Origin of the sequence: Brevundimonas sp. P7753 (assembly GCF_013386595.1) — a bacterium.
Lineage (GTDB): Bacteria > Pseudomonadota > Alphaproteobacteria > Caulobacterales > Caulobacteraceae > Brevundimonas > Brevundimonas bullata.
On the sequence record NZ_JACARP010000006.1, the window covers coordinates 12,379 to 24,651 of the forward strand.

16 protein-coding genes are annotated in these 12,273 nt (G+C 66.2%); 6 read left to right on the forward strand and 10 right to left on the reverse strand.

Annotated features, from left to right (window positions below; all coding sequences use genetic code 11):
* Positions 1–60: 60 nt before the first annotated feature.
* Together HX774_RS01420 and queA are read right to left on the reverse strand one after the other, a co-directional pair.
* On the reverse strand, positions 61–528 hold the full coding sequence (locus HX774_RS01420; RefSeq protein ID WP_178823596.1) for a hypothetical protein: 468 nt from the start codon (positions 526–528) through the stop codon (positions 61–63).
* Complete coding sequence (gene queA / locus HX774_RS01425; RefSeq protein ID WP_178823598.1) at positions 525–1,631, reverse strand: tRNA preQ1(34) S-adenosylmethionine ribosyltransferase-isomerase QueA; 1,107 nt, start codon at positions 1,629–1,631, stop codon at positions 525–527. Before queA ends, HX774_RS01420 begins: the two co-directional genes overlap by 4 nt.
* A 106-nt stretch (positions 1,632–1,737) precedes the next feature.
* Here queA and HX774_RS01430 point away from each other — a divergent pair, with 106 nt between their 5' ends.
* Positions 1,738–2,196 (forward strand): MaoC family dehydratase, encoded by a 459-nt coding sequence (locus tag HX774_RS01430; RefSeq protein ID WP_178823599.1) that lies wholly within the window; start codon positions 1,738–1,740, stop codon positions 2,194–2,196.
* Here HX774_RS01430 and HX774_RS01435 read toward each other — a convergent pair.
* Positions 2,193–2,621 carry a GNAT family N-acetyltransferase gene (locus HX774_RS01435; protein WP_178823601.1) on the reverse strand — a complete coding sequence of 143 codons (429 nt, stop codon included), beginning with the start codon at positions 2,619–2,621 and terminating at the stop codon, positions 2,193–2,195. The two genes, HX774_RS01430 and HX774_RS01435, sit on opposite strands and share 4 nt — an antisense overlap.
* A 95-nt stretch (positions 2,622–2,716) precedes the next feature.
* Here HX774_RS01435 and HX774_RS01440 point away from each other — a divergent pair, with 95 nt between their 5' ends.
* Positions 2,717–4,387: a lysine--tRNA ligase gene (locus HX774_RS01440; RefSeq protein ID WP_178823603.1), complete on the forward strand. Its 1,671-nt coding sequence runs from the start codon at positions 2,717–2,719 to the stop codon at positions 4,385–4,387.
* 242 nt (positions 4,388–4,629) lie between these two features.
* Complete coding sequence (locus HX774_RS01445; RefSeq protein ID WP_114818124.1) at positions 4,630–5,109, forward strand: SH3 domain-containing protein; 480 nt, start codon at positions 4,630–4,632, stop codon at positions 5,107–5,109.
* A gap of 63 nt (positions 5,110–5,172) precedes the next feature.
* On the opposite strand, the gene HX774_RS01450 is transcribed toward HX774_RS01445, so the two are convergent.
* The 6 genes from HX774_RS01450 to HX774_RS01475 all read right to left on the reverse strand — a co-directional run bounded on the left by HX774_RS01450 (position 5,173) and on the right by HX774_RS01475 (position 9,483).
* Positions 5,173–5,808 (reverse strand): helix-turn-helix transcriptional regulator, encoded by a 636-nt coding sequence (locus HX774_RS01450; RefSeq protein WP_178823605.1) that lies wholly within the window; start codon positions 5,806–5,808, stop codon positions 5,173–5,175.
* A 57-nt stretch (positions 5,809–5,865) separates the two neighbouring features.
* Positions 5,866–6,300, reverse strand: a complete 435-nt coding sequence (locus HX774_RS01455; RefSeq protein WP_255499867.1) for a hypothetical protein — start codon at positions 6,298–6,300, stop codon at positions 5,866–5,868.
* 92 nt (positions 6,301–6,392) lie between these two features.
* Positions 6,393–6,740: a hypothetical protein gene (locus tag HX774_RS01460; protein WP_178823607.1), complete on the reverse strand. Its 348-nt coding sequence runs from the start codon at positions 6,738–6,740 to the stop codon at positions 6,393–6,395.
* A gap of 115 nt (positions 6,741–6,855) precedes the next feature.
* The gene (locus HX774_RS01465; protein ID WP_178823609.1) at positions 6,856–7,266 is read right to left on the reverse strand and encodes a PaaI family thioesterase; all 411 of its coding nucleotides are present in this window, start codon (positions 7,264–7,266) and stop codon (positions 6,856–6,858) included.
* Complete coding sequence (locus HX774_RS01470; protein ID WP_114818119.1) at positions 7,263–7,745, reverse strand: PaaI family thioesterase; 483 nt, start codon at positions 7,743–7,745, stop codon at positions 7,263–7,265. Before HX774_RS01470 ends, HX774_RS01465 begins: the two co-directional genes overlap by 4 nt.
* Positions 7,746–7,866: 121 nt before the next feature.
* The gene (locus HX774_RS01475) at positions 7,867–9,483 is read right to left on the reverse strand and encodes a response regulator (RefSeq protein ID WP_178823610.1); all 1,617 of its coding nucleotides are present in this window, start codon (positions 9,481–9,483) and stop codon (positions 7,867–7,869) included.
* Between the two features lie 207 nt (positions 9,484–9,690).
* On the opposite strand from HX774_RS01475, the gene queC reads away from it, so the two are divergent.
* From queC to HX774_RS01490, 3 genes are all read left to right on the forward strand, one after another.
* A complete protein-coding gene (gene queC, locus HX774_RS01480; protein ID WP_178823694.1) occupies positions 9,691–10,410 on the forward strand; it encodes a 7-cyano-7-deazaguanine synthase QueC in 720 nt (239 codons plus the stop codon).
* The gene (queE, locus tag HX774_RS01485) at positions 10,407–11,042 is read left to right on the forward strand and encodes a 7-carboxy-7-deazaguanine synthase (RefSeq protein WP_178823612.1); all 636 of its coding nucleotides are present in this window, start codon (positions 10,407–10,409) and stop codon (positions 11,040–11,042) included. Before queC ends, queE begins: the two co-directional genes overlap by 4 nt.
* A 165-nt stretch (positions 11,043–11,207) precedes the next feature.
* The gene (locus HX774_RS01490) at positions 11,208–11,594 is read left to right on the forward strand and encodes a VOC family protein (RefSeq protein WP_178823614.1); all 387 of its coding nucleotides are present in this window, start codon (positions 11,208–11,210) and stop codon (positions 11,592–11,594) included.
* Here the strand turns inward: HX774_RS01490 and HX774_RS01495 are convergent.
* The gene (locus HX774_RS01495) at positions 11,591–12,238 is read right to left on the reverse strand and encodes a helix-turn-helix domain-containing protein (protein WP_178823616.1); all 648 of its coding nucleotides are present in this window, start codon (positions 12,236–12,238) and stop codon (positions 11,591–11,593) included. The genes HX774_RS01490 and HX774_RS01495 overlap by 4 nt on opposite strands.
* Positions 12,239–12,273: the final 35 nt, after the last annotated feature.

Consider the following 12,273-nt stretch of genomic DNA (forward strand, 5'->3'; position numbering starts at 1 on the left):
CCGCTCTGTCACCCAAAGAACTGGGTCCCCGCCTCCGCGGGGATGAGCGGCGGGTTTGGTCTAGCGCAGGCCTTCCAGCATTTCGGCGCGCAGCAGGTCCTTGGGGCGGCCGAACAGGCGGCAGGTCTCGATCTGTTCGTTGATCGAGGGGGTGAAGACGGTGAAGTCCTCCAGTGCGATCGGCACGCGCGTCGAGAAGGTCACGGGAACCCAGTCGCCGCCGGCGCGCACGTCCATGTTGGCCATGACGTCGAGCGGCACCGGCGTGGTCAGGATCTGGCCGAAGACCTGCGAACGGAACAGGCCCTCGCCGGGGTCCGGGGTGACTTCGCCGTGCAGGGCCTCGATCAGGCGACGCGCGTCGCGCGGGCTGCACAGGACGTCGATGTCGGGCGCACGCCAGTCGCGCAGGCCCCATAGCACCATGGCCGCGCCGCCGAAGATCCACCACGGGTCCTGCATCTCGCCCGCGGCCGAGGCGAGGATGTCGAGCGAGGCGGCGAAATCATCGGGCAGATCGTCGGTCATGCGTCCTTCCTGAACAGCAGGCTCCCGTCGCCATAGGAATAGAAACGATAGCCGCTGTCGATGGCGTGAGCATAGGCGGCGCGCATGGTCTCCAGCCCGGCGAAGGCGCTGACCAGCATGAACAGGGTCGACTTCGGCAGGTGGAAGTTGGTCATCAGCACGTCGCAGGCGCGGAAGCGGTAGCCGGGCGTGATGAAGATGGCGGTGTCGCCGTGGAAGGGCTGGACCATGCCGTCCTCGGTCGTGGCGCTTTCCAGCAGGCGTAGGCTGGTGGTGCCGACGCAGACGATGCGGCCGCCGGCGGCGCGCACGGCGTTCAGGGCGGCGGCGGTCTCGGGCGAGACCTCGCCCCACTCTGAGTGCATCTTGTGGTCGGCGGTGTCATCCGCCTTGACTGGCAGGAAGGTGCCGGCGCCGACGTGCAGGGTCACGGCGTGGGTGGCGACGCCGCGCGCGCGAATGGCCTCCAGCAGGGCGGGGGTGAAGTGCAGACCCGCCGTCGGCGCGGCGACCGAGCCGTCGTAGGTCGCGAAGACGGTCTGATAGTCTGATCGGTCCCGGTCGTCCTCGGGCCGCTTGGCCGCGATATAGGGGGGCAGGGGCATGACCCCGACGTCGCGGATGGCGTCGTCCAGCGCAGGGCCGGCGAGGTCGAAGCGCAGGGTGATCAGGCCGTCCTCGTCCTTGGCCTCGACCGTGGCGTCTAGACGCCCCAGTTCGCAAGCCGCGTCGTTGGTACGGCCAAAACGGATGCGGTCGCCCGGCTTGATGCGCTTGCCCGGCTTCATGAAGGCGGACCAGACGTCGGGGGCGTCACGGTGGTGCAGGGTGGCCTCGACCTCGACGGTCAGGATTTCGCCTTCCGGCCCGCCGACCACGGGATTGGGCCGTTGACGCACGCCCGACAGGCGCGCCGGGATGACTCGTGTGTCGTTGAACACCAGGGCGTCGCCCGGTTGCAGGAAGTCCGGCAGGTCGCGGATGATCCGGTCGTCCAGCGCGCCGTCCCTGACCACCAGCAGGCGCGCGGAATCGCGCGGCTCGGCGGGGCGCAGCGCGATGCAGTCATCGGGCAGGTCGAAGTCGAAATCTGAGGTCAGCATGAGGTGGGGCAAAGGCCATGCCCGCGCCGCCGGGTCAAGGCGCACGGCGGTTGGCCACGCGGCATGAAGCGTCTATCTGAGCCGCAGTTCGCATGAGGAAGACGACATGGCCGATCGCTATCTGGACGACCTGACGGTCGGCGAAAGCTGGGAAGGCGCGCCCTTCACCATCACCGAGGCCGAGATCATCGCCTTCGCCGAGCAGTTCGACCCCCAGCCCATGCACATTGATCGCGCCGCCGCCGCCGAGGGCCGGTTCGGCGGCCTGATCGCCAGCGGCTGGCACGTCGCCTCGCGGGTGATGCGGGAATATGTCGACGCCGCCTATTTCGGCGCCACGCCGATGCTGGGCCTCAGCATCGACGATCTGCGCTGGCTACGCCCGGTGCGTCCCGGCGACACGCTGACGGCGCGACGCGAGATCCTGGCCGTCACCCCGTCGCAGAGCCGCCCCGACCGAGGTACGGTCAAGACCAAGACCTGGGTCCGCAACCAGGACGGCGACCTGGTCATGACCTTCGAGAACCTGATGCAACTCCCGAAGGACGCCTCGGCGCGGCTCTAGGCGGCGTCTGGGCGCAGGAACAGCGCCATGCCGATGGAGGCGGGCGCCGTGGGCTGGAAGCCGTACTGAGCATAGAGGCGGTGGGCCTCGCCGTCCGCGATCAGGCTGATGTAGGCTTCGGCCGGGACCGTGGCGCGCAGGTGCTCGACCAGCGCCGCCATGACGGCCTTGCCAAGACCCCGGCCCTGATGGGCGGGATCGACGGCGATATCGACGATCTGGAAGAACAGGCCCCCGTCACCGATCACCCGGCCCATGCCCACCGCTTCGCCCGCCAGATTTTCGATCACCACGGCGAAAACGGTGTTGGGCAGGCCGACCGCAGCGGCTTCGGCGCTGCGCGGGGTCAGGCCCGAGATCGCCCTCAGGCGACGATAGTCCTCGATAGCTGGCGTGCGGGCGATGATGCGGTAGTCAGGGTTCATGTCGCCTTGGTAGCCAATGGTCGGGCGGGCTGCCAGGGGCTGTAATCCGGGGATCAAAAGTTGACGTGATGCTGCGGAGCCTTCAAAGCCCGTGGATGCTTCAGAACCTTGAAACCCTGTCCCGTGAGGCCCGTTCGTGGCCGTTTGAGCAAGCGCGCAACCTGCTGGCCCACGTGCTCAAGAAACGGCTGTCGGACGCGGAGCGCGATGCGGCGAAACTGCTGATCGACGCGGGCAAGACGGATGAGGCTCTGGCGACCTTTGAAGCGCTGAACAAGCCGGTGATCCTGGAGACGGGTTACGGCCCGTCCGGCCTGCCGCACATGGGCACCTTTGGCGAGGTCGCGCGCACGACCATGGTGCGCAATGCGTTTCGCGCCCTGACCGGGGATCATTGGCGCACGCGCCTGATCGCCTTCAGTGATGACATGGACGGTCTGCGCAAGGTGCCCGAGGGCGTGCCGAACCCGGAGATGCTGCGTGAAGACCTGCATCTGCCGCTGACCAAGGTGCGCGACCCGTTCGGCACGCACGACAGCTTCGGCGCGCACAACAACGCCCGTCTGCGCGCCTTCCTGGACGGCTTCGGCTTCGACTACGAGTTCATGTCCTCGACCGAGACCTATCGTTCGGGGCGGTTCGACGCGACCCTGCTGACCCTGCTGGAACGCTTCGACAAGGTCATGGGCATCATGCTGCCGACTTTGGGCGAGGAGCGTCGCGCCACCTATTCGCCCTTCCTGCCGATCAGCCCGATCACCGGCCATGTGCTGCAGGTGCCGACGCTGGAACGCAACGTCGAGCGTGGGACCATCGTCTTTGACGACCCGGCGGGCGGCCGCACCGAGGTCCCCGTCACCGGCGGCCATGTGAAGCTGCAGTGGAAGCCCGACTGGGCCATGCGCTGGACCGCGCTGGACGTCGATTACGAGATGTCGGGCAAGGACCTGATCGAGAGCGTGCGCGAGTCGTCCAAGCTGTGCCGCGCCATCGGCGGCACGCCGCCGGAAGGCTTCAACTACGAGCTCTTCCTCGACGTTGAGGGCAAGAAGATCTCCAAGTCCAAGGGCAACGGCCTGACGATGGACGAGTGGCTGCGATACGGCACGCCCGAGAGCCTGAGCTGGTACATGTTCCAGTCGCCGAAGTCGGCCAAGAGCCTGCACTTCAACGTCATTCCGCGCGCGACGGACGACTATCTGTCCTTCATCGAGCAGTACAAGACGCAGGAACCGGCCAAGCAGATCGACAACGCCGTCTGGCACATCCATTCGGGCCAGCCGCCCGAGAGCGCTTCGCCGGTGTCCTTCGCCCTGCTGCTGAACCTTGTGGGCGTGGCGAACGCCTCGACCAAGAACCAGCTGTGGGCCTATTTCGCCAAGTATCTGCCCGACGCCACGCCCGAGAACGAGCCGGTGCTGGACCGTCTGATGGGCTATGCGCTGAACTACTACGAGGACTTCGTGAAGCCCTCGAAGACCTATCGTCTGCCTGACGACAAGGAGAAGGCGGCGCTGCTGGACCTCGCGGAACGTCTGAAGGCCCTTCCGGCCGACACGACCGACGGCGAGATCATCCAGGGCGAGGTCTATGCGGTAGGCAAGGCGCATGAGTTCGAGCCGCTGCGGGCCTGGTTCCAGGCGCTGTACGAGGTGCTGCTGGGCGCCTCGCAAGGGCCGCGCTTCGGGTCGTTTGCGGCCATCTATGGTCTGCCTCAGACCATCGCCCTGATCGAAGCGGGCGCGAACGGCGACTTGGTCGCCTAAGCAGCGTCGTTGAGGGCGGTGCTTCCTGCGGTCCCGGATAACGGCTTCGCCGTTTCCGGGATGACGGGGTTAGCGGGCCTCAAGTAGCCCGAAGGGCGGTAGGCCCAGCATCATGGCCTCAAGTAGCCCGAAGGGCGGTAGGCTCCAAGAAAGATGAACCGAATATAACGGCGAGGCTCCGGGAGCCTTCACCTTGGGCCAGGCATTGTCCTCCTCACGATAGTCGATGACAGGAGAGAGACATGTCGAAGTTCTTCAAAACGGGCCTTGCCGCCACCGCAATGTTCGCCGCTCTGGGTTCGGCCGCTGTGCCGATGACCGCCAGCGCCATGCCTCAAGCCAACGGCGTCACCAACTGCGATGCCCCCGGCGGGCGCCAGCAAGCGGGCGCCGCGATCGGCGCCCTGCTGGGCGGTCTGGCCGGCAGCCAGGTGTCCAAGAATGAGCGTGCCCTCGGCGCCGTGGTCGGCGCCGGCGCCGGCGCCGCCGCCGGCTCCTATATCGGCTGCAACCAGCAGCGCGCGCGTTCGGCCAACCAGGCCGCCGCTAACTCGTATCGCGCCACGTCGAACCTGCGCATCCGCACGGGTCCGGGCGCCAACTATCGCCAGACCGGCAGCCTGTCGGCCGGTCAGCCCTTCACCGCTGTGGGCTCGCAGGGCGAGTGGGTTCAGATCGCCGGCGGCGGCTGGGTGAACGCCCGCTACGTCGCGCAGAACTAAGGGCCTTCAAGCTTGAATCTGATGAGGGTCGCCCCGGTGGGGCGGCCCTTTTCGATGAGCGCCTTACTGGCTGACCCACAGGATTCGGGCCATCCACAGGATGTCGCGGCGGGGCAGGGCGCGTGGCGGATAGGCGGGATTGATCGAAGCCAGGGTCACTTCGCGGGCGTTCATGGCCGCGATCTCCTTGGCCAAGGTCTCGCCTCCGGTGGTGCGGACCACGACGCGGTCGCCCTTGCGCACATCGGTCGCCTCGCGGTCGACGATGACCTTGTCGCCTTCGCGATAGAGGGGCGTCATCGAATCGCCGGCGATCTGCAGACTCAACAGGCTGTCCTTCACGCGCGGCAGGTCGGTCTGCTCCCAGCCCTCGGCCAGCGGCAATCCGGCGTCGTCGAAGAAGCCGTCAGCCCCGGCCTGGGCCATGCCCAGCAGGGGAATGGCTCTGGGTTCGGGCGGCGCATCGTCAGCCAAGGCCGCAAAGGCGCCGAGGGAAACCCCGGTCGCCGCAAGAACCTGCATCAGGCTTTCGGTCGAGGGCCAGCGCGGGCGAGGCGTCTCGCCGGGGCCAAAGCGCTTTGACCGATTGAAGCTGGTCGCGTCCAGGCCCGCGCGGCGCGCCAGACCGGAGGGCGACGTGCCTTCACGCTGCGCCAGGGCGTCGAGGGCCTTCCAGAGCTTGGCGTGGGAAAGGGGCACAGGCGTTCTCGAAACGGCGACGCCGGCAGTCTAGCGCGAGGCAGTAGGAATATCTACCTAGTCTATATCGGCGCCTATGGCGCGGCGCTCCTGCCAGGCCCAGAAGGTGCCGACGGCGATGGCCAACATGATGCCGTAACCCGCCATGTTGACCACGGTGTAGAAGGCCGAGATCGGCGGGCTGAGTTTCATCATGACCATGATGTGGCTGGTCACGGTCAGAAGTTGCAGGGCGCAGGCCCAGACCGGCCAGGAACGGGGGGCTTTCCAGACCATGGCGCTGAAGATGATCAGCATCACGACGTCGAGGACGAAAACGCCCCACTGCACGCCGAAGGGGCTGCCCGAGGTCTGAAGCAACAGGGATGCGAACCAGCCTATTATATAGGCTCCGGCGCCTATGCGTTCCGGTTCGCCGCCCTTGAGCAGGGCAAAAAGGCCGACAATGACCATAAAGCCAGCGCCGACATAGGCAGGAATAGTCTCGAACAAGAAGCGCCCCCACTGTCATTTATGACAATGGGGGCGATGATAACCCAGTGTAATCCAGAACCGGATAGCCGATCCTAAAGGTTACGGGAATTTCACGCTACGCGCAGGTGGTCGCCCTTGTGCGTCATCGGGCGGTTGTCCCATTCGTTGGGCTTGTTCAGCGGGCCCACGGCATAGGTGCCGTAGCCGAGGCGGCGATGATCTTTTTGCAGTTCGGCGTGGCAGGCGACGACGGCGTCGCGGGCGGTGCTGAGCGCCATGATGGCTTCGATGGCCTTGGCCTGCGAGGCCGCGCCCGACACCGGCGAGATCGACAGGGCGGCGCGGGCGCCGATCATCGACTGAACCAGGGTGGTGGCGTGGGTGATGGCGTCATCCACCGCTTTTTCGGTGGCGTAAAGATCGCCAGCGACGCCGGCGATGACTTCTGTGCGGTCCATGACTTTACCCCTCAATAAAGAAACACGTTCATTTCTTAACGCGTATTAAGGGTGTTTGGTAGGGTTTTGTTTACCAAAAGTTATATTTCAACTTTTGGCTGTGTAGCTCGCTACCCTAGGTCTCGTCGCTTTCGTCGCCGCTGAGCAGGAAGTGGGCGGTCAATGCGGCGATGGGCTGGTCGCGTCCCTGCTGCCAGGCTTCGGCGGTCACGTGGGCGACGCGCCGACCCGCCTTGTTGATGCGGGCCTGGGCGAAGACGTCGCTTGGCCGACCCGAGCGCAGATAGGCCACGGTGACATTGATCGGTCGGGGCAGACGCAGGCGTGGATAGCTCAGCGACACCTGGGCCACCGCCGTCATCTCCAGCAGGGCGGCGGTCGATCCACCGTGCAGCGCGGGCAGCATGGGATTGCCGATCAGATGGTCGGCGAAAGGCATGACGACTGTGAGGTCGTCGCCGTTCAACTGAGTCCGCAAGCCCAGGAAGCGGGCGTAGGGCAGGCTGTCCAGCAGGGGGGCGGTCATGCGGCGTCTCCGGCATGGGTCTTGGCGCGCAGGTTGGCCCCGGCGCGGTGATCGCCCTCTGCGCTGATGACATAGGCGGACTGGGCGGCGGCGACGGGATCGGCGGGATCGTCCTCGAAGGCCCATGCGCGGACGAAGCCGATGCTGCGCGTCAGCCGATAGCAGCGCGCCTCGGCGATCAGGTCCCGGCCTGGGATGGCCGCGCGCATATAGTCGACGCGCAGGTCGAGGGTGGCGATCGGTTGGTAGGCCTTCAGACCGACCCAGACCGCAAGGCCGCCGACGTGGTCCAGAAGGGTGGTGACCAGCCCGCCCGCCAGGACGCCGGTTTCGGGGTCGCCGACCAGATCCTGGCGATAGGGAAGGCGGAGGCGGACACGGTCGCCGTCGAGGCCCTCATATTGGAAGCCCAGGGCATGGGTATGTGCCGCCCCGGAGGCGAGCTGAGGGAGTAGGGTGGTCAGGAACTGGTCCGTCATCGAGACGCCTTTGGCTGGGGCTGTCTATGGTCGTGCGGATCGCGACAGCATCTGCCTTGGTGGCCTGTGGCTCGGGGTCTTGTCCAGTGGCGCGGGGCCGATCAGGCCTTACGGTGACGGATCAGGCGGCGGGGCGCTTGCGTGCGGCAGGGGTGTCCGCGCCTTTGGACGCCTCGGACGCGAGGGCGGCGTTCATGGCCATGCGCAGGCGCTCCGGCTTGATCGGCTTTTCGACGACGGCGGCCATGCCGACAGCCAGATAGTGTCTGGCGTCTTCGGGATCGGCGTTGGCGGTCAGGGCCACGATGGGGATATTGCGGCTGTCGCCGGGCAGGGCGCGAATGGCCTGCGTCGCCTGAACCCCGTCCAGGCGCGGCATCTTGATGTCCATCAGGATCAGATCGAACGAGCGGACCTGAACAGCCTCCAGCGCTTCCTGACCGTCCTCGACGGTTTCGGAGGTGCAGCCGAACATTTCGCACAGAGCCTGGGCCACGACGCGGTTGGTGGCGTTGTCGTCCGCGATCAGGACGTGCGGGCGGGCCTGCAGGTCCAGTTCGTTCAGGGTGGAGACATTGGACGGCGCCTCCTGTTCGAGGATGGCGCGCGGCGCGGACAGATCGAAGGCGAAGGTGGCGCCGCGACCGATGTTGTTCTCGACCCAGATCCGGCCGTCCATCTGCTCGACCAGGTGGCGGCTGATCGACAGGCCCAGGCCAGCGCCGTCGGGGCCAGCCCCATGGTCGAAGACCTGGTCGATGCGGGCGGGATCGACGCCGGGGCCGTCGTCGCGAACGCGGGCCTCCAGACGGACCTGGTCGCCGATGACGACGGCCTTAAGGCTGGCTTCCACCATGCCGTTGCGGGCGAATTTCAAGGCGTGGCCGATCAGGTTGTTGAACACCTGGCTCAGTCGCGCGCTGTCCAGAACGCCGGCCAGTTCCGTGTCGCCTTCATAGCCGACCATCAGGGTGACGCCGTCCTGGGCGGCGCGCGGCGCCCACAGGGTCTGGACCTCGTCCATCACGGCGCGCAGCGGGGTCGGGGCCGGTTTCAGCTCCAGTTCGCCGGCCTGGGCGCGGGCCAGGTCGAGGGCGTCCTGCAGGGTTTCGAGCAAGGTTTCGGATGAGTCGATGATCGTCTGGACATGGGCCAGCGCGGCCTCGTTCAGTGGTTGGCGGCGCAGCAGCTCGGCCACCGCGAGCACCCCGTTCATCGGCGTGCGCAGTTCGCGGCTCATCAAGCCCATGAACTGGCTCTTGGCGTGGGCGGCGGCGGCGGCCTGGACTTCGGCGTCGCTGAGCGCGCGCACCTGTTCGGTCAGATCGCGGTTCTGCTGACGCTGGATGGCGTTGACGGCGCGCAGCAGCGACACCGCCGTCCCCACGCCGCGATAGGCGCCGTTCCGCGTGACGATGAAGCCGCGCATCAGGGCGCCGGGGCCGCTTTTCAGGATGATGTCGGAAAAGGCGTCGATGCGGACCCCGGCCTCGACCACGGCGGGCTCATTGTCCATCACGTGGGTGATTTCGCGCGCCCCGTACAGGCTCTGGCCCAGCGGTCCAGCCAGCTTCATCAGGAAGTCGCTGCGTTCGATCAGACCCAGAGGGCGTTCGCCGTCGACCACCGGGATAACCAGGGTGTCCGGCTCGCGCTCGAAGCGCGCAAAGACCTCGCTCGCCATAGTGGCGGCGGTCACCGGCTCTACGCGCTCAGTCAGCACTTCGATCGTCGGCATACGGCCGGCACTCCAATATGGATTTTTACACTTGATGAGAACGCTTTGCGAAAGGGTTAAGGACGAACGGAATTTGCTCAAACTGATGAAAAGGGTCTGCGGTCGTGTTTTGCGGCCCGGCGCGGACTGGCGTATAGGGGAGCTCTGATCCGATCTTTCCCTGTTCCTTTTGGATGCGCGCGGCCCTTGGCCGACCGCAGGTTCGTCATGAGCGTTACGTCGCAAGCCTCTGAAACCTCTGCTCTTGTTCTGTTCTCGGGCGGGCAGGACAGCGCCACCTGTCTGGCCTGGGCGCTGGAGCGGTATGACCGGGTCGAGACCATCGGCTTCGACTACGGCCAGCGTCACGCGGTGGAGATGCAGGCGCGCCAGACCGTGCGGTCGGAGATGGTGAACGTCCTGCCCCAGTGGGCCGACCGGCTGGGGCCGGATCACGTGGTCGATCTGACCGGCTTCGGGGCCATCGGCGAGACGGCCATGACCACGGATCGCGCCATCGAGGCCGACGCGCGCGGCCTGCCCAACACCTTCGTGCCGGGACGCAACCTGATCTTTCTGGTCGCGGCGGCGGCGCTGGCGGATCGCCGGGGGCTGGAGGTTCTGGTCGGCGGCATGTGCGAGACCGACTTCTCGGGCTATCCCGACTGCCGCAACGACACCATCCAGGCCATGAGCCATGCCCTGACCCTGGGCCTGGCCAAACCGTCGCCGATCGAGACGCCGCTGATGTTCCTGACCAAGGCCGAGACCTGGGGCCTGGCCGAGCGGATTGGCGGGGCGGCGCTGGTGGAGATGATCGTGGAAGCCAGCCACACCTGCTACCTCGGCGACCGGACGCATCGTCACGACTGGGGTTATGGCTGCGGCACCTGTCCGGCCTGTGAACTGCGGGCGGCGGGCTACGGCGAATGGGCGGCGCGCGCGTGACTTACTCCGCCAAGGAAGTCTTCCTGACGGTGCAGGGCGAGGGCGGTCAGGCCGGGCGGCCCGCCGTCTTCCTGCGCTTTGCCGGCTGCAACCTGTGGAGCGGGCTTGAGCGGGACCGCGCTGCCGCCGTCTGCACCTTCTGCGACACGGACTTTGTCGGCGTGAACGGCGACGGCGGCGGCAAGTTCAAGACCGCCGACCTGATGGCCGACCATGTCGCCGGCATGTGGCGGGGCCGCGAGGGCGATCCCAGGCTGGTGGTCTGCACCGGCGGTGAGCCCCTGATGCAACTGGACGCGCCCCTGATCAAGGCCCTGCACGCGCGCGGGTTCGAGGTGGCCATCGAGAGCAACGGCACCCTGGCTGCGCCCGAAGGGATCGACTGGATCTGCATCAGTCCCAAGGCCGACGCCCCCGTGGTCCAGACCTCGGGTCAGGAGCTGAAGCTGGTCTATCCGCAAGCCCTGGCCATGCCCGAGCGGTTCGAGGGCCTCGATTTCGAGCGTTTCTGGCTGCAACCCATGGACGGCCCCGACCAGGCCGCCAACACCGCCGCCGCGATAGAATACTGCCTGACCCACCCGCAATGGCGGCTGAGCGTCCAGACGCACAAGTATATCGGGGTGCGGTAGGGCGAGAAGCGGATCGCTGACCGTCCGCTAGGGTTGAAAAGGGGACCTTGGACCTGGGCGCCGTTGGCGTGGGCGCAGGCGGCGAGCCCAGACCCTGTCGCATTTCTTCAAGACGCCGCTGCTGCATGGACCGTATGCATTTCGCAGTAGGCGAGGAAATGCATGATGAAATTGCGGTACACTATATTCTATGTCGATGATGTCGCGGCCAGTGTCGACTTCTACAAAGCGGCATTCGGCCTGGACGTTCGCATGGTCCATGGGGAGGGTGACTACGCGGAACTGGACACTGGAACAACGAGCCTTTCCTTCTGTTCCAGAAAGCTCATGGATCAGCTGGGCAAGCGGACCGCAAACCCGGAGGTGGACGCGCCTGTATTCGAGATCGCCTTCGAGACCGATGACGTGGAGGGCGCTTTTCAGAGAGCGGTGACAAATGGAGCCTGTCCGGTCAGCGCACCTGAACAGATGCCTTGGGGTCAAACCGTCAGCTATGTCGCGGACATCAATGGCTACCTGGTCGAGATCTGCAGCCCTGTCAGTCCGCCCTAGGCGTAGCCGCTCTGCGACAGGGCCGCATTCAGTTGTGCATCCTGCCTGATGGTCGATGGCGAACATCCGAACCATCGACGCATCTCACGGCTCAAGTGCGCCTGATCCGAGAAGCCGTTCTCGTAGGCGACCGCCGCCATGTCTCGCGTACTGAAAAGAGCTTTTGCGGCACGTCGCGCACGCGCCAATTGTCGCCAGAAGACCGGGCTTCTGCCGGTGCTCCCCACCACAAGCCGCTGGAAAGAACGCTCCGACACGCCCGCCTGCCGCGCGCAATATCCCAGGCCTATCTCTGGCTGGGCGAGCAGGGCTAGAGCTTCCTCGACATGGCTGTCGACCCGGACGAACGCCTCCAGGCGCTTGAGAACGTCGTCGGGTGGCGATGTGCTCTGCCGCGCAAGACCAAGGAAATTCTCGGCGTCCAGGATCGCGCCAGGCCTGAGTCTGGCCCCCAACAGGGTCGTATCTGACGCGACAACCTTGCGCTCGGTGGTGTCGGCCAGAGCAAATAGAGTCCATGAGTGGGGGCCGCTCGATGGCAGACTTACGATGATGTCGCGGCAACCGTCCGGGGGTATGTCCACCCTGCAGGCCGAAACCTGATAGTGTTCCCAAAGATCGAGAACGCCTTCCACTGCCGCCACCCCTGTTGCTCCACCCGCTCTGAAGGGCGGTCGCT

Coding starts and splice junctions, on each gene's coding strand:
- HX774_RS01420 (WP_178823596.1), bottom strand. CDS start 528: ATGACCGACGATCTGCCCGATGATTTCGCCGCCTCGCTCGACATCCTC.
- queA (WP_178823598.1), bottom strand. CDS start 1,631: ATGCTGACCTCAGATTTCGACTTCGACCTGCCCGATGACTGCATCGCG.
- HX774_RS01430 (WP_178823599.1), top strand. CDS start 1,738: ATGGCCGATCGCTATCTGGACGACCTGACGGTCGGCGAAAGCTGGGAA.
- HX774_RS01435 (WP_178823601.1), bottom strand. CDS start 2,621: ATGAACCCTGACTACCGCATCATCGCCCGCACGCCAGCTATCGAGGAC.
- HX774_RS01440 (WP_178823603.1), top strand. CDS start 2,717: ATGCTTCAGAACCTTGAAACCCTGTCCCGTGAGGCCCGTTCGTGGCCG.
- HX774_RS01445 (WP_114818124.1), top strand. CDS start 4,630: ATGTCGAAGTTCTTCAAAACGGGCCTTGCCGCCACCGCAATGTTCGCC.
- HX774_RS01460 (WP_178823607.1), bottom strand. CDS start 6,740: ATGGACCGCACAGAAGTCATCGCCGGCGTCGCTGGCGATCTTTACGCC.
- HX774_RS01465 (WP_178823609.1), bottom strand. CDS start 7,266: ATGACCGCCCCCCTGCTGGACAGCCTGCCCTACGCCCGCTTCCTGGGC.
- HX774_RS01470 (WP_114818119.1), bottom strand. CDS start 7,745: ATGACGGACCAGTTCCTGACCACCCTACTCCCTCAGCTCGCCTCCGGG.
- HX774_RS01475 (WP_178823610.1), bottom strand. CDS start 9,483: ATGCCGACGATCGAAGTGCTGACTGAGCGCGTAGAGCCGGTGACCGCC.
- queC (WP_178823694.1), top strand. CDS start 9,691: ATGAGCGTTACGTCGCAAGCCTCTGAAACCTCTGCTCTTGTTCTGTTC.
- HX774_RS01490 (WP_178823614.1), top strand. CDS start 11,208: ATGAAATTGCGGTACACTATATTCTATGTCGATGATGTCGCGGCCAGT.